This window comes from Lysinibacillus sp. 38-6, assembly GCF_046245175.1.
Lineage (GTDB): Bacteria > Bacillota > Bacilli > Bacillales_A > Planococcaceae > Lysinibacillus.
On record NZ_CP176417.1, the window covers coordinates 1,652,154 to 1,668,303 of the forward strand.

The following is a 16,150-nucleotide window of genomic DNA, read 5'->3' on the forward strand; positions in this document are numbered from 1 at the left end:
TTGGTCTAGCAATCGCTGAATAGTTTCGAAGCAATCGCTGAAAACCAGGAGACCTTGCCGATAGCAGCCGATAAGCGTCCATCATACACGTCAATCTAAAAAAAACCGCTAGGCATTAAAAAATGCGCTAGCGGTTTTTTATTCTTGTTCATCTTCACCAATTTTATCTTTTGTAATAGCAGGTAAGATTGGTTGTTCCACTTTATTATCGGACACTTTTGTCTTATCGTATTTTTCTTTCAAGTCATAATAAGCATCTAATGCACGTCTTGCAATCACGTTATTACTTGATAAATGGACATTCAAGTTAGTTGATACCCATGGAATAACAACAGCATATGCAATTTCAGGATTTTCATATGGCGCAAAACCAACATGCGTCAAATTAGTCGTATTTGTGCCATAACGCTCACGTAATGGTCCATAGTAAACTACTTCGGCTGTCCCTGTTTTTCCGGCAGCTGTAAAAGGTGCATTCGCAAATGCTGAACGTGCCGTACCATTTGAGCCCGTATAAACACGACGAAGTCCTTTTTTAATATAATTAATTTCATCTTCAGAATTATCGATACGATTTAAAATTCTTGGACCTACCTCTGTTACTAATTGTCCTAGCTGTTGACCATCTTTTGACGGCTCACGCACTTCTCTCACAACATGTGGTTGAATACGGTAGCCACCATTCGCGATCGTTGAAATATATTGTGCTAGCTGAAGCGGTGTATACGTATCATACTGTCCAATGGCTAAGTCGAGCGCTTTACCACCCTCTGTAGGACCTGATGGACCTTGGACACCACTAAATTCATTTGGGAGATCGATGCCTGTTTTAACACCTAAGCCAAACTGTGCATAGGAATTACGCATTTTCGGGAATGTTTGATCATTCAAGCGTAGTGGCATGTTATAACTATACGGTGTGCCATTAATTAGCAATGCCGTTTTAAACATATAAACGTTGGAAGATCGTTCAAGTGCACTTAAACCGTCCATCGAAATATAACCACCAGGATTGAATATCGATTTTTTTACAGGTGTGCGAAGTAAATGAATCGGTTCATCTCCTAATACGGTATTCGGTGTAATGGCCCCTAAGTTATAGCCAGTTAGTAACGTTGCAGCTTTTACGACAGACCCTGCTTCATAGGCTGTTGTAAACGAGCCATAGGCATAATCTACAACGACATTTTTCCCAGTTTCAGAATCCTTTTCGATTTTTTTACCGACCATTGATAATATATCACCAGTGTTTGGATCCATCATGACTAAGAATGCACGATCTAATAAGCTAGAGCCAGACATTGCTTTTAACTTCAGCAATTCTTCTTCTACAATTTTTTCGTTAGTTGCTTGTAACTCACTATCAAATGTTAAGATTAAATCTTTGCCGGGCTCACCTTCATACGTTGTAACGGTATCAACAACTTGCCCTTTTTTATTCGTAATATTTTTTACAACTGTTTTTTGCCCTTGTAGTAGCTCTTCATATTGCGCTTCAATATAACTTTCCCCTACGCGGTCATTACGTGAATAGTCTCGTGCTAAATAATAATTTAGCTTATCTTTTGGGATACCCTTCGTTGGCACAGTCGTACGTCCTAATACAGAAAGCGGGGATAGTTTGACACGCTTCCAGTCTGTTGTCGTATTAACGCCTGGTAGCTCTGTTAAACGCTCAGAAACACGAGCAAATTCGTCCGCTGATACATTTTCACTTTTTATAATTTGTGGTGATAAATTATAACCGGATACCATCTCGCGGTAAATCGCTAATACTTCTAAATCAGCATCCGTCAACTGTGCTAATTCTTCATCTGTAATGCGCTCACGTACAATTTTATCAATCTCTGCATTTGCTTGACTTGTCGTAATATTTTCTTGTGTTTTAATTTTCGTTTGCTCTGCTTCTGAAATTTTCGCGTACGCTTTATCATGATTTTTTAAAATCCAAAAATCATATTTATCACGTAATGTCACACGATTTGTTGGCTGATCAATCAATTGTGCCAGTTTTTCAGCGATTGCAAGCATTTCCTCCGTAGTTGTCGTCTGCATTTTTGTATATGTAATCGCATTTTCCGGCTGATTATCAACTAAAATTCGGCCATAACGATCATACATTCGACCTCTTGGCACACTTGTATTAACAGGAACTTCCTCAGTCCGTTCTAACACACGAACATACTCTTCCCCTTTAACAATTTGCATATAACCAAGCCTAAAAATCAACATCGAAAATACGATAAATATAGCAAAGAAAAGGACATTCATACGAAATGTTAAATTAGAGTGATGCTTGGCTTTAACACTCGCTGCGCGATTTTTCCCGGGTGCTTTGCGCATATGTATTCCCCTCCTCATCTAATTACTGTTTCAATACACGATACCTAGTATACCATTGGATGTACAGTCAGAAAAGCCAATTTCATAATTCCTCTGTTCATCATTCAATAGAAAGAGCACACAACGGACAGACGCATTTTTACATACAAGAAGCGAACGGTTTTCCGTCGTCAGTTGTTCGTTTGGTTTTTCCACTGCCGTCCCACTTTTGGACAATTGTCTCCAATGAACTAACGCCCTAATCCTTAACTAAAATCGTCATCATATTTGACGGAACTTCGCTAGAAAAGTTTCCTTTCATGCACATGAAATTTTCATTTAATTATTCCACTTGCACTGTACATAGCACTCGTTACCTTTGTACATAAAAAAAGGCTATGTCAAGGTGTTGTTCACCTTGTGCATAGCCCTTTATAAATAAAATTATGAGTAAACATCCGCTAGTCATTCTGCTTTGCAGAAATAGCATCCATTTGCTTTTTGCAACGATTATTTTGCAGCTTGGAATTTAGCTTCAACTACATCCCAGTTTACTACGTTCCAGAATGCACCGATGTAATCTGGACGACGGTTTTGGTAGTTTAAGTAGTATGCATGCTCCCAAACATCTAATCCTAAAATTGGTGTTTTACCTTCCATCACTGGAGAGTCTTGGTTTGGTGTAGATGTTACTGCTACTGAATCACCATCAACGATTAACCAAGCCCAACCTGAACCGAAACGAGTTGTTGCAGCTTTTGCAAACTCTTCTTTGAAAGCATCGAAAGAACCAAATTTAGCGTCGATTGCTTTTGCTACTTCACCAACTGGTGTATTTGAACCGCCTGGCGCGATTAATTCCCAGAATAGTGTGTGGTTAGCATGTCCGCCACCATTGTTACGAACTGCAGTTTGTTTGTCAGCTGGTAGTGCATCGATATTTGCGATTAAGTCGTTAATGTCTTTTTCTGCAAATTCAGTACCTTCTACTGCTGCGTTTAAATTTGTTACATAAGTATTGTGGTGTTTAGAATAGTGAATTTCCATTGTTTTTGCATCGATATTTGGTTCTAATGCGTCATAAGCATAAGTTAATTGTGGTAATTCATAAGCCATTTTAAAGTTCCTCCCTAAAATAAAGAAATAATTAGTACATCCTTAGATTATCAAAATTGGTCAAACCATTCAATGAAAAATACCTCAAATGAAAGATTTCAGCCTTTTGACCGAAAAAATAACCCAGTTTCTAATATACCCATTTCTTTAATTTGTTAAACTTTATAATTACCTCCACAAAGCTTCGCGTTAAATGGTGATAAAAAACAAAATAATCATCACGATTTGAATAACAGCTTTGGCAATCGTTGACGTAAAAAAACCGACAAGGGAGCCAACACCGCTTTTCACCGCTTCTCCAACCGTTCTGCGCTCAACAATGAGCTCCGCTATCACTGCTCCTAAAAAAGGTCCTAATAAAATCCCTGCAACCGGAATAACGAAAGGCCCAATTAACAAGCCAATTGTACTGCCCCACATTCCTGCGTTTGAACCGCCGAATTTTTTAAGACCCAACGCATTGGCAACCGTATCAGCAGCAAATAATAGGACAACAAATACGATTTCAATCGCCCAAAACCACCAGCTTAAATCGGCAAATGAAAAAAATAATCCATACAGTAAAAAACCACCGATTAAAAATAATACACCTGGAATTATCGGATACACTAAACCAACAAATGAAACGATAAAGCAGGCAATCACTACAATCCAGCCAACGACTTCCATACATGCTCTCTCCTTTTGTCGTGCATTGCCTTACATACGAAATAGATTGTCGAAAGTTTCATCGTTAATGACGAATACCTAATATAGAATCAGCAATATTCACAGCATGGTCCCCGATTCTCTCTAAATTACTAACAATATCGGTATAGACAATACCTGCAGCGCCACTACATTCATTTGTATTTAAGCGTGCGATATGCTTTTGTCTTAGTTTATCCTCCATATCATCGATTAAACTTTCTAGCTCTGTCACTTCTTGTGCCAAACTTAAACTTGCTGTATCAAGTGCCTCTATGCTTTTACGTACCGCCTCAATGGCGAGACTAAACATGCCAATTAAATCTTGGCGCGCTGATTTACTTAACGTTACTTCATGATGTTCTTTATATTGTAAAAGCTCTAATATATTTTCAAAATGGTCGCCGATGCGCTCGATATCGCGGACATTCGTTAACAGTGTATGATGACGAAGCGAATCTGCATGAGACAGTGGTTGTTTTGACACCATCACTAAATAGTTCGTTATTTCTTTATCTAAGTGATTCAGTGCCACTTCCAGCTGCAATACTGTTGGAATATGGGCAGCATCTCCTGTTTTCATATAATAAAACGTTTCTTCTAGACCCCGTAATGCATGCTCACCCATTCGTAAAACTTCCTCTTTTGCCTGCCCCAATGCAATGGCAGGAGAAGAATCAATAAACGCTGGATCTAAATGTTTCGTCGTCACATCGATATTGCCATCATGTCCAGGCAATAATTTTGTTACGAGTAATGATAAACCTGCAATAAATGGTAACTGAATCAACATATTAAAAACATTAAACGAACCGTGTGCGACAGCAATTTGCATACGTGGCTCTAAATGAAACACCTGACTAATCCACTGGACGTAGTTGATAAATGGGGTGAAAAGCAACATAAAAATGACTGTCCCAAAAACATTAAACAAGACATGCGCTGCTGCCGCCCGCTTTGCATAGATGGAAGCACCTAACGACGCTAATACAGCCGTAATCGTCGTGCCAATATTTTCGCCAAATAAAATCGGTAATGCGCCATCTAAGCCGATTAACTGCTCTGCATATAAGCCTTGCAAAACGCCGACGGTCGCTGTCGAGCTTTGCACAAGCAACGTAAAAATAGTACCGAGAAAGATGCCGAGTACCGGCTGGTTGCTCAGATGAATCGTCAGCGAGGCAAAATCCGCTAATTGATGGAGCGACTGCATACTTGCACTCATTAACTCTAACCCTAAAAATAGACCACCAAATCCAAAAACTATTTGCCCGATATGATGATAAAATGCTTTTTTAAAGAAAAATAAACATGCTGCGCCAATTGCTAGTAGTGGATAAAAATAAATACCAATATTAATACCGATAATAAATGCTGTTATGGTCGTACCAATATTAGCCCCCATAATGACACCAATTGCTTGCCGTAGTGTTAAGAAGCCAGCACTTACTAAGCCCACAGTGATAACGGTTGTCGCAGAGCTTGACTGAATACAAACTGTGACGATAATTCCAACTAATACCCCCATTAACGGATTCGTTGTAAAACGATTTAACCATTCACGGAGTCGGTCATCTGCAGACTTTTGCAAGCCATCACCCATATATTTTATGGAAAATAAAAAGACCCCTAATCCACCTAAAAATTGAAATAATATGCTTTGCCAATCTATTGTCAATGGTTTTCGCTCCAATTCCTACGTCTCTACTAATCTATTTCTAATCATTAAATGAAAATGTACAAAAAGTAAAGAAAACCTTTAACTTCTTTACACAATGTTAACATTTTAACAATGAATTCTCAGATAAAGTTACTCAGTCCATATCTAGACATTCTTGAACATGTTAGAATAACGTTTGGAGGAGATATAAATTATGAAACACTCACAATTATTGCTTGATAGCTTACTACATCCTAAAAAACTAGCAGCCTATCGTTTATTACCTATTGGAAAAGTTATTCAATATACTTTTTTATTAATTACGATCGTGACGGTATTTTCATTTGGACGTTTTACTACGGATATGTCTGTCAATACGCTAGATATTAGTGGGATAACGGAATACATAAATGAAATAAAATGGTTATTATATCCGGTCACATTTATTATGCTGTTTGTGATGACAACGATGTTAATTTTCGGACAAATTGCGCTTTATGCCTTAGCCGGTTTATTTATTGTAAAGGTCATGAAACGTCGCGGTGAGTATCGTCATATTTGGCGCACAACTACGTTTGCTATTACATGGTCGACCATTATTAGCATGCTAGCAGAATATTTTCCCAATGCAAGTACGATCCTCTCTATCTTGTCATTACTTTTAACCATTATTCTATTAATCACGGCCTTTACAAAATATCCAAAACAACCAAATTTAAAATAATAGGTATGATTCCCCTCTCTTCTCAATATAGTGTAGAAAAAGGAGGGGTTTTTTTGCGAGCATTCTTATTAACGGTTGCCATCGTGCTCATTGCATTTGTCGTGAAAGTAGATTTAACAGAAGGCACATTATCACTCGCTGCCTTCTATCCTAAAGAAGGTCAAAACGGTCTGTGCGAAGACCAACGCGAGCCCGCTTACATTACAGTCCAAACTATTCAAGGCGATACGATACATAGCTTATTTGCACTACACCCTGCAAAAGTGCCAATGACCTTTCCTGAACGGCTGGAGCTTTTTTATCAATTAAATCCGCATCTCCAAATACAAGCACTTGTACCAGGCGAAAATATTAAGCTTCCTCTCTCTTTTGAATTCGAAAACAAATGCGGAAAATGAAAAGTTAACGTTTCTTCCTTGTCCTTATTTTCTTACACTGCTAAAATAAGTGTCAGTGACGGCTGAAAGTTATGGCCGAAAAGGAGAGAAAGTTAATGAGTGAAATTTGTCACCGTTCAAAAACACGTCCTGTACGTGTCGGTAATTTAACAATTGGTGGTAGTAATGAATTATTCATTCAAAGTATGTGTACAACAAAAACACATGATGTCGAAGCAACGGTTGCAGAAATTTTGCGACTTGAAGAGGCGGGCTGTCAAATCGTTCGTGTTGCAGTACCAGATGAGCGTGCGGCTGATGCCATTGCCGAAATTAAAAAGCGTATCCATATTCCATTAGTAGCTGATATTCACTTTGATTATAAATTAGCTTTAAAAGCAATCGAAAATGGTATTGATAAAGTTCGTATTAACCCAGGTAATATTGGACGTAAAGAAAAAGTAGAGGCCGTTGTGACAGCTGCAAAAGCAAAAGGGATTCCGATCCGTATCGGTGTTAATGCTGGTTCTTTAGAGCGTCATATTCTTGAAAAATACGGCTACCCTACTGCTGATGGCATGGTAGAGTCAGCGCTACATCATATTAAAATTTTGGAAGACTTAGATTTCCACGATATTATCGTGTCCATGAAAGCATCGGATGTTAATTTAGCTATTGAAGCATATGAAAAAGCTGCAAAAGCATTCGATTACCCTCTACATTTAGGTATTACAGAATCAGGTACACTATTTGCTGGCACTGTTAAATCGGCTGCTGGACTTGGAGCGATTCTGTCAAAAGGCATTGGTAATACACTTCGTATTTCGCTTTCAGCCGACCCTGTGGAGGAAATAAAAGTTGCACGTGAACTTTTAAAATCTTTTGGCTTAGCTTCTAATATGGCGACATTGATTTCATGCCCTACATGTGGACGTATTGAAATCGACCTCATTTCGATTGCCAATGAAGTAGAAGAATACATTTCAAAATTGAATGTACCTTTAAAAGTAGCCGTTTTAGGCTGTGCGGTTAACGGACCTGGGGAAGCGCGTGAAGCGGATATCGGTATCGCTGGTGCACGTGGTGAAGGTCTGCTATTTATGAAAGGTAAAACAGTTCGTAAAGTGCCGGAAGAAACAATGGTAGAAGAGCTGAAAAAGGAAATCGATAAGCTAGCTGCAGAAATGGCGGAAAAACGTGCGGCTGAAGAAGCAGCGAAAGCGAACGCCTAAGGAGGTGCTTGCATGACGACAAAGCCCCGTTTTGGGATTGATATTGACGGGACAGTAACATGTCCTAGTACACTAATCCCCCATATTAATAAACAATATAATGTCAATATTACACTGGATGATGTGTGCGAATATGATTTTTTATCAGCTTTCCCCCATCCAGTAGATCGTTCAGCATTTAACGCGTGGTTTAAAGAAAATGAACCTTATATGTATGAAGTTTCGGAAGCGGCTAAAGATGCCAAAGAAATTTTAAATGCTTGGCAAAATACGTATGAGCTATATTACATTTCCGCACGTGGTGAAAATGTATCAGATATAACACGAAACTGGTTTAAAACACAGGCTATCCCTTTTGATCATATCGAGCTCATCGGTAGTCATGATAAACTAGCTACTGCAAAAAAGCACAGCGTATCAGCTTTCTTTGAAGATAAACATGATAATGCTGTGATGCTCGCTGAAGAATTAAAAATACCTGTTGTCCTCTTCGATACACCATATAATCGTCTTGCTGTACCTGACAATGTCGTTCGTGTTTATAATTGGCAAGAAGCCAATCAATTTATTACGAATTACTTTAAATAATATGGCGTAACATATTTAATAAAAGAGTCGTGTTCAAATAAAGAACACGACTCTTTTTAATTTGTAAAAAGCAGAACTTGTCTACCAATATATTATGCGCATCCACAAGCTTAAACTTCAAGAATCCCCCGCATCCACCGTTCAACAAAGTTTTCAAACGTAATCCCATAATTATCATACACTGCATGATAAACAAAATACGTGCCTAAACGATCGAGTATCTCATCATTAATTTTCATCTTCAACCGCTCCCCTTCTAATGGTTTTCACGAAATATCAACCAACTGAACCTTTAACGCTAAGAAAAGGTCGGTTCGTTGCAAAAACGTCACAATCTGCCACTTACACACCCTTCCCTCATAATTTCCTTTTCGTTAATATAATAGTAACAACTAGTAGAACTGGGGGTATTCCTTGTGAAATGGATGACAAAACTCACTTTTATAACATGCCTGTCTGTCTTACTTGCTGGCTGTGGCGACCGCCTATCTGAAATTAAAGATGCCGTATCAGGCATTAACTCTGCTGCTGATGCTGCAGCTAACGCAGTTAGCCGTGATGTCCATGCAATAAGAGCACTAACCATTAACTACAACGATGAATCTTTTACTATTAATGATCTATTTAAAACTATTTTACGTGACATACGCTGGGAATATGACGCCAAAAAAAATGAACTGCATGTACAAGGCACTTGGCAAGCACCATTATTTTCTGAACAAGCTTGGGATCAAGCAATGCAAAAACAGCTTGCTGAAACAGGCATTGTAAGCGTTACCTGTACAATGAATGGCGAACAGATTGATGCTTCACAAACTTCCATAACGCTTGTTTTTAATGATGAAAAAATTTTACAAATGGATGGTGAAGTTGCACTCCATCATCTTTATGATACATATTTAAAAAAATAAGCCTGCTAGCTTTTCTAACGATTATTTCGTTTAGAAGAGCTATTTTTTTGTAAAAGAACCGTGCCATTAAAAGTAAGAAATCTTACAATTTCGAAATATTAGCACTTATTATTTGAATACGCGTAAACCATCACGTTATAATCAAAGTATCACGTGATGGTTGGGAGGTACTTGCATTGGGACAGAAAAACTAAAAATTGGAGAGCTTGCTGAAAAAACGGGCATTACCAAAAGAACAATTGATTACTACACAAATATAGGCCTGTTGGAAGCAGAACGCTCCGCATCGAACTATCGCTATTACGACCCTGCCATGATTGATCGACTTTATTTTATTGAACAACGTAAACAAGAAGGGCTTTCACTTGTTGAAATCCAACACGCCCTCCATAACACAGCTTATGAAGAAATCGATGTTCAAATACTACGATTAAAAATGCAAGATTTAGAACATGATGTATCATCTTTACTTAAACAAATGAACAAGCAAGATAATCAAAATGTCCAATCAATTAAAAAAAATGTTTCACCCGAAAGCATTGCACTAATGCAGTCGCTATTATTACTTATTAATACCTAGGAGGTGACGTTCTGTTTTGCAGAACGACTATTTGGAGACCATACTGAATTTATCAATTTTCACCATTTTATTAGCTTTAACCGCCTTTTTCGTCGCAACGGAATTTTCGATTGTTAAAATGCGCTCTTCCAGACTTGACCAATTAATTGCAGAGGGCAATAAGAAAGCCATTCCAGCAAAGCATGTCGTTAATCACTTGGATGAATACTTATCTGCTTGTCAGCTCGGCATAACAATCACTGCGCTCGGAATCGGGATGGTTGGTGAAAAAACGTTTGAATTCATGTTACATCCATTCTTTGACATGATCGGTATTGCGGATAAATATATCCCTATCTTCACTATTGGTTCCGCTTTCGCTATCGCAACATTTTTACATGTTGTTGTCGGTGAGTTAGCCCCAAAAACAGCGGCTATTCAAAAGACCGAAAAGATCGCATTACTTTTTGCTAAACCAATTATCGCTTTCTATAAATTGATGTATCCGTTCATTTGGTTTTTAAATGGCTCGGCACGACTACTACTCGGATTATTTGGTATGAAGCCAGCGAATGAGCACGAGATATCGCATACAGAGGAAGAGCTACGCTCACTATTATCTGAAAGCTTTAAAAGCGGTGAAATCAATAAAACGGAGTTAAAATTCGTCAATAATGTGTTTGAATTTGACGAACGTATTGCACGTGAAATTATGGTTCCCCGAACAGAAATTGCTGGTATAGAAAAAAACGAAACTTTTACCAATATTATTCATTATGTCGCCACAGAGAAATATACGCGCTATCCTGTTTATGATGGGGATCGCGACAATATTTTAGGCTTTATTAACGCTAAAGAGTTATTTACCCATGGTTTACTGGAGCAACTAACAGATGAGTCTTTAATGCTCGAAAATTTTATTAATCCTGTTATTCGCGTAATAGAAACGACGCCTATTCAGCAATTACTAGGCCGAATGCAAAAAGAACGTATCCATATGGCTATTTTAATGGATGAATATGGTGGTACTTCAGGGCTTGTAACGGTTGAGGATATTTTAGAAGAGATCGTCGGCGAAATTCGCGATGAATTTGACGATGATGAAGTAGCTGAAATTCGGAAAATAGGCGATAATCATTATATTTTAAATGCAAAAATGCTTGTAGAAGATGTAGAAAATTTATTACAAGTATCATTGGATACAGAGGAAGTAGAAACACTAGGCGGTTGGTTCCTAACAGTGAACAATGGCATTAAAGCTATTAAAAACATTGAACTAGCACAGTATGTATTTAGCATCTATGAACAACATGGTCATCAACTTCACTATATTGAAGTACGCCCACTTCGTAAAAGTGCCCCAGTTATAGCAGAAGGCTAATACAATGGGCTATATAAAGGTTCTCTATACTTTCGACTTATTCCACTATTAGCCATATTTTTATATAATAGCATTAGCTATTATTCTATACCTAGGGGGCAATGTTATGAAACTTTTTAAACTATATCATTCAGACGGTATCCATATTATTACCGACGTCAAAAAACACAAGACAAATATCGAATTAAAAACGATTACTGGCGAAATATTATACATTATCGTTGTCACGGATGAAAACTATACCGTATACGATGATCGCTTTGCTGGTGCTTCCAAGCAGTTAAATTCTGTAGAAGCATTTGATATTGATGGCAGCTTTAGAAGCCTTGATTTTGATAATATGCGCGCATTATTCAAAGAGGCCTTCACGAAACTATTACAGGAAATCGCTGAGTGTGTAAATGACGGTGATGAGCTGGTGGATATTGATACGCTGCGTCATAAAGTAAGTGCCCAAATAAAAGGAATTCATTTCCGTGTCATATCTGACACAAAAAAATATGAATATTAATAGCCTGTTATTCTGACTAACAGACTGCTCAATAAGTAATTTTTTTGAGCAGTCTATTTCTTTAGCTCCGTATACAATCATCTTTTCATTGTACACTTCCAAATCCTCGCCGACTATTTCAACTTTCATGTATAATGGAGCGTAACAACCTGATAGAAAGGGTGTTTGCCATGAATCGTGAACAACTCAACATACTCATTTCAGAAAAACTAAAATTAATTCGAACAGAAAAAAATTTAACGCAAGATCAAATGAGCGACCTATTAGGGCTGTCCAAAAAAACACTTGTGCAAATTGAAAAAGGTCGCATAAAAACCGGCTGGACGACTGCAGTGGCTGTTTGTGCACTATGCCGAGACAGTTCTATATTACAGCATGAGCTTGGCGGCGATCCATTAGAAGTTGTGGACTTAATCGCCAATAACGGTACATTACAACCAAAAGAAAAAACGATGGGCGGATACATATGGTGGAAAAACCTTAGTGAATGGCAAGGTTACCGCTTACAACAAAACGTCATAAGCCATCACTTTCGAATTTTAGATACCGACAACTATCGCTTGCTCTCAACCTTTGACGAAAAAATTGCTGAGCAAGAATGGAACAAAATCAAGAACTAATTCATGCGAATGTGAAGATCAATCTCGAATGATCTTCACATTCACTATTGCCCATCTCCCTTTCGCTTTCACCCCCCTCTCCTCTTCTCGCTTATTTTCAAATGTATAGACAAACGAATAATAGCTTTTTCTCGTACTGACATAAGATACAAAAAGTCAAAAATTGTATCTAACCCGCTGTTTTCTGCTATTAATTTATATTTTTTAGCCACTCATATCTATACAGGCACAGCTAACATTGGACATTCATAAACGAGAAAAGTCGAATTTTGCAAGATTCTTCTCTATAATGAATAGTAACGCCTGTTATAACTGGAAAGGATGCTTTAATATGACACGGATTCTAGCTATTAGTGATATACATGGAGAATTAGAACTTTTGGAAGAATTATTAATAAAGGTGCAGTTTGATGCCACACAAGATCAGTTGATATTACTTGGTGATTATATTGATCGAGGCCCTGCTTCGTGTGGTGTTTTAAATATAGTTGCAGAACTACAGGCAACTGGGGCACGTGTTCTTCTAGGGAATCATGAGGCACTTATGTTAAAAGCGTGCCGTTCTGGAATCCCGAAAGCTTGGAATCATTGGGTTTCACTTTGTGGTGGCGATGCAACACTTGCAAGCTATGGCTATAAGGCGGAAGATTTTGAAGAAGCTCTTCTTACAAATACATTACCTCAATACATTCAAACATTACCGAAGCTTGAAGAACATTTGCAGCTTATTGAAACGTTTGAAATGTATATCGAATTAGAAGATGCCATATTTGTCCACGGTGGCGTTGTGCCTAATGTAGCATTGGCAGACAGCGAACCTTTACAACTATTATGGATTCGAGAGGAATTTCATACCGGTTATCAAGGGGAAAAAACAGTGATTTTTGGTCATACCCCTACGTATAAACTGCATCAAGACCCCACTAATTACAATGTCTATTTTGGTGATAATAATATTATTGGAATTGATGGTGGTGCAGTATTTGGCGGCCAACTACATGCACTTGAATGGCCAAACCGACACATTACATCTGTGGCAAAACCAAAAGTTAACGAGCCGGTAGACAGTCTAGAATAAACTTCGATTTTCACTCAATAAGCTCCCTATACGCAGGTACAGCTTCAACGAATTTTAGCTCGTGCTGTTCCTGCTGGAGTGTCGCTCTTTGCACGGCAATCATTCATATATAAATGTTATACTTCATTCACTGTTTTAAGTTGATGCATCACGCGCATAAAAGAAGACAAGCCCTACCACAAAAACAGTGGTGGGGCTTGTCTATATATAGGTACTACTGATTTTTACACAACGAAACATTTACTAACCATAACTAATTGGCTATCCTTTTTAGAATTTCTTAAACAGCCATTAATATAATTTAAATATAACCCCTGCTAGCGAGTAAATAATAACGGTTGAGAAGAGAATTGTCATATGGAAAAGTGAGAACACAAACATCTTTGTCGCCCATTTTCCTTGATCTGTATTGCTATGGTAGCCGTAAATACTCATGACAAGCCATGCGACACTTAGTAGAAGCGCAACAAGCATTATGCCCATACTTAACGAACCAAATAAAAAGCTCGATAGTATTAACAATATTAAATAAAAATTCGTTTGGTAGTACGTGCGACGCATCCCTTTGACAACAGGTAACATCGGAACATTGGCAGCTTCATAGTCTGCATGCTTACGAATCGCAATCGCATAAAAGTGTGGCATTTGCCAGATAACCATAACGAAAAAGAGACCCATTAAAGCTGGATGTGTAATATCTGATGATACCGCTGCCCAACCGATTAAAGGTGGAACAGCACCTGATATACTACCAACTTCCGTATTATAAATTGTGCGACGTTTCGTCCACATTGTATACGGTACAACATATAAAAAGACACCAATGAAACCGAATAAAGCTGCTAGTGGCGATGCTAATGCTAGGACACCTACTCCAACAATCAGCATAACAATCGCTAAAATCATCGTGGATTTTGCTGACATCTCCCCTGTTACAGTCGGTCGATTTTTCGTACGGGGCATAATCGCATCGATATCACGGTCATACACGTTATTAAACGCACCTGCCGCACCGATAACAAGAGCCGAACCAATTGTAGCAAAAATGATTTCTGGTATATTGTCCAAAAGTGTCATTTTATTTTTATACATCCCGAGCGCCAAGCCAGCCCACATAGGAATTAAATTGGATTTTATAATACCAGTTTTAACTGTTTGTGCTAAAACATTAGAGAGTGAGTGTTTCTCTATTGTTTCTTCTACAGTCTGTGGATTTTGATCCGTTTTTAGATTTTGTTCCATTCCTCTTAATTCCTTTTCTCTTATAATTTCTACATGTGTCCTTCGATCGAAAGAGACATTTTTTGCATTTTACATATCAAATTATTATTTTACCCCTTTTAGGGTGGCTATGTCTCAAAGTTCACATAAAGTACATGATTTCAATCATGAATGAACAATATGCCAAATCACAACTCCTTCTATGATACCACCGACGAGCAGGAATTTGAACCTAATTGCCTTCTTTCTGTCATAATACTATTCAAGAAAAACAATCTGCACTATACTAATGGATATGTTCTATCTAATTGAAGGAGTGTCTAACACGTGAAATACGGATTTATTGGTCTAGGAAATATGACCACAGCCATTATAAAAGGCATGTGTAAAAGTGGAGATTTTGATTCCTCTTATATATACGGCTATAATCGTACAAAATCTAAAACAACAAAACTAGCAACCTCTTATGGCATTCAAGCAACAAACTCCATCGAGGAACTTATGGCACAAAGTGATATGATTATTTTAGGTGTTAAACCGCAAATATTACCTGATGTGCTACCCGAAGTTAAAAAACATTTACAAGAAAAGCATATGATTGTTTCTATTGCGGCTGGGAAAAATCTCGACTACTTCCAAGGCTACCTTTCAGAGTCCACACCTATTATTCGCGTCATGCCAAATATTAATGCACTAATTGGGGCTTCAACAAGTTGCTATACGGCAAATGCGCAAGTAACAGAGGCGCAACTTCGTCTCATTACGACATTGTTTGAAACAATCGGTACGATTATTGAAGTACCTGAACATTTATTCTCCATCTTTACGACAATCGGTGGTGCTTCACCTGCTTTTACTTATATGTATATCGATGCATTAGCGCGCGCAGCTGTTCGAGAAGGTATGCCTAAAAATATGGCGCTCGATATTGCAGCAAACGCTGTTTTAGGCAGTGCGAAAATGATATTACAATCAAAAGAACATCCATGGGCACTTGTCGATCAAGTTTGCTCACCAGGTGGCACGACCATTCAAGGCGTATCCTCCCTACAAAGTAATCATTTCGAGACGACAATCCATGATGCTGTGGCCGCTGTAACAGATAAAGACCGTAGTCTCTCTTAATAATCGTTTAATAGGCAAAGGCATCGAGAAATTGATTC

17 protein-coding genes are annotated in these 16,150 nt (G+C 38.1%); 11 read left to right on the plus strand and 6 right to left on the minus strand.

Annotation, left to right across the window (positions count from 1 at the left end; genetic code table 11):
- Window positions 1-138: 138 nt before the first annotated feature.
- From ACKVEV_RS08620 to ACKVEV_RS08635, 4 genes are all read right to left on the minus strand, one after another.
- A complete protein-coding gene (locus ACKVEV_RS08620) occupies window positions 139-2,343 on the minus strand; it encodes a peptidoglycan D,D-transpeptidase FtsI family protein (protein WP_409369984.1) in 2,205 nt (734 codons plus the stop codon).
- Between the two features lie 489 nt (window positions 2,344-2,832).
- Complete coding sequence (locus ACKVEV_RS08625) at window positions 2,833-3,438, minus strand: superoxide dismutase (RefSeq protein ID WP_409369985.1); 606 nt, start codon at window positions 3,436-3,438, stop codon at window positions 2,833-2,835.
- A 189-nt stretch (window positions 3,439-3,627) separates the two neighbouring features.
- Window positions 3,628-4,107, minus strand: a complete 480-nt coding sequence (locus tag ACKVEV_RS08630) for a DUF456 domain-containing protein (protein WP_409369986.1) — start codon at window positions 4,105-4,107, stop codon at window positions 3,628-3,630.
- Window positions 4,108-4,171: 64 nt separating this feature from the next.
- A complete protein-coding gene (locus ACKVEV_RS08635) occupies window positions 4,172-5,803 on the minus strand; it encodes a Na/Pi cotransporter family protein (protein WP_409369987.1) in 1,632 nt (543 codons plus the stop codon).
- Window positions 5,804-5,999: 196 nt separating this feature from the next.
- On the opposite strand from ACKVEV_RS08635, the gene ACKVEV_RS08640 reads away from it, so the two are divergent.
- From ACKVEV_RS08640 to ACKVEV_RS08655, 4 genes are all read left to right on the plus strand, one after another.
- Window positions 6,000-6,509, plus strand: coding sequence for a DUF1189 family protein (locus ACKVEV_RS08640; protein ID WP_409369988.1), 510 nt, complete (start codon window positions 6,000-6,002; stop codon window positions 6,507-6,509).
- Window positions 6,510-6,562: 53 nt separating this feature from the next.
- The gene (locus ACKVEV_RS08645) at window positions 6,563-6,907 is read left to right on the plus strand and encodes a hypothetical protein (RefSeq protein ID WP_409369989.1); all 345 of its coding nucleotides are present in this window, start codon (window positions 6,563-6,565) and stop codon (window positions 6,905-6,907) included.
- 95 nt (window positions 6,908-7,002) lie between these two features.
- Window positions 7,003-8,118, plus strand: coding sequence for a flavodoxin-dependent (E)-4-hydroxy-3-methylbut-2-enyl-diphosphate synthase (ispG, locus tag ACKVEV_RS08650; protein ID WP_172772019.1), 1,116 nt, complete (start codon window positions 7,003-7,005; stop codon window positions 8,116-8,118).
- 12 nt (window positions 8,119-8,130) lie between these two features.
- Complete coding sequence (locus ACKVEV_RS08655; protein ID WP_409369990.1) at window positions 8,131-8,706, plus strand: 5' nucleotidase, NT5C type; 576 nt, start codon at window positions 8,131-8,133, stop codon at window positions 8,704-8,706.
- 110 nt (window positions 8,707-8,816) lie between these two features.
- On the opposite strand, the gene ACKVEV_RS08660 is transcribed toward ACKVEV_RS08655, so the two are convergent.
- Window positions 8,817-8,945, minus strand: a complete 129-nt coding sequence (locus tag ACKVEV_RS08660; RefSeq protein ID WP_402921512.1) for a hypothetical protein — start codon at window positions 8,943-8,945, stop codon at window positions 8,817-8,819.
- Window positions 8,946-9,131: 186 nt separating this feature from the next.
- Between ACKVEV_RS08660 and ACKVEV_RS08665 the strand changes: the two genes are divergently transcribed.
- The 6 genes from ACKVEV_RS08665 to ACKVEV_RS08690 all read left to right on the plus strand — a co-directional run bounded on the left by ACKVEV_RS08665 (window position 9,132) and on the right by ACKVEV_RS08690 (window position 13,766).
- Window positions 9,132-9,617 (plus strand): hypothetical protein, encoded by a 486-nt coding sequence (locus ACKVEV_RS08665; protein WP_409370524.1) that lies wholly within the window; start codon window positions 9,132-9,134, stop codon window positions 9,615-9,617.
- Window positions 9,618-9,777: 160 nt separating this feature from the next.
- Window positions 9,778-10,197 (plus strand): MerR family transcriptional regulator, encoded by a 420-nt coding sequence (locus tag ACKVEV_RS08670; protein WP_409369991.1) that lies wholly within the window; start codon window positions 9,778-9,780, stop codon window positions 10,195-10,197.
- A gap of 31 nt (window positions 10,198-10,228) precedes the next feature.
- Window positions 10,229-11,557, plus strand: a complete 1,329-nt coding sequence (locus ACKVEV_RS08675; RefSeq protein WP_409370525.1) for a hemolysin family protein — start codon at window positions 10,229-10,231, stop codon at window positions 11,555-11,557.
- A gap of 106 nt (window positions 11,558-11,663) precedes the next feature.
- The gene (locus ACKVEV_RS08680; protein WP_409369992.1) at window positions 11,664-12,068 is read left to right on the plus strand and encodes a hypothetical protein; all 405 of its coding nucleotides are present in this window, start codon (window positions 11,664-11,666) and stop codon (window positions 12,066-12,068) included.
- Between the two features lie 170 nt (window positions 12,069-12,238).
- Entirely contained in the window at window positions 12,239-12,688 is a 450-nt protein-coding gene (locus ACKVEV_RS08685) for a helix-turn-helix transcriptional regulator (protein ID WP_409369993.1), read from the plus strand.
- Between the two features lie 331 nt (window positions 12,689-13,019).
- Window positions 13,020-13,766 carry a metallophosphoesterase gene (locus ACKVEV_RS08690; RefSeq protein WP_409369994.1) on the plus strand — a complete coding sequence of 249 codons (747 nt, stop codon included), beginning with the start codon at window positions 13,020-13,022 and terminating at the stop codon, window positions 13,764-13,766.
- Between the two features lie 291 nt (window positions 13,767-14,057).
- On the opposite strand, the gene cyoE is transcribed toward ACKVEV_RS08690, so the two are convergent.
- A complete protein-coding gene (gene cyoE, locus ACKVEV_RS08695; protein ID WP_409369995.1) occupies window positions 14,058-15,008 on the minus strand; it encodes a heme o synthase in 951 nt (316 codons plus the stop codon).
- A gap of 306 nt (window positions 15,009-15,314) precedes the next feature.
- Here cyoE and proC point away from each other — a divergent pair, with 306 nt between their 5' ends.
- On the plus strand, window positions 15,315-16,112 hold the full coding sequence (gene proC, locus ACKVEV_RS08700; RefSeq protein WP_409369996.1) for a pyrroline-5-carboxylate reductase: 798 nt from the start codon (window positions 15,315-15,317) through the stop codon (window positions 16,110-16,112).
- Window positions 16,113-16,150 lie beyond the last annotated feature (38 nt).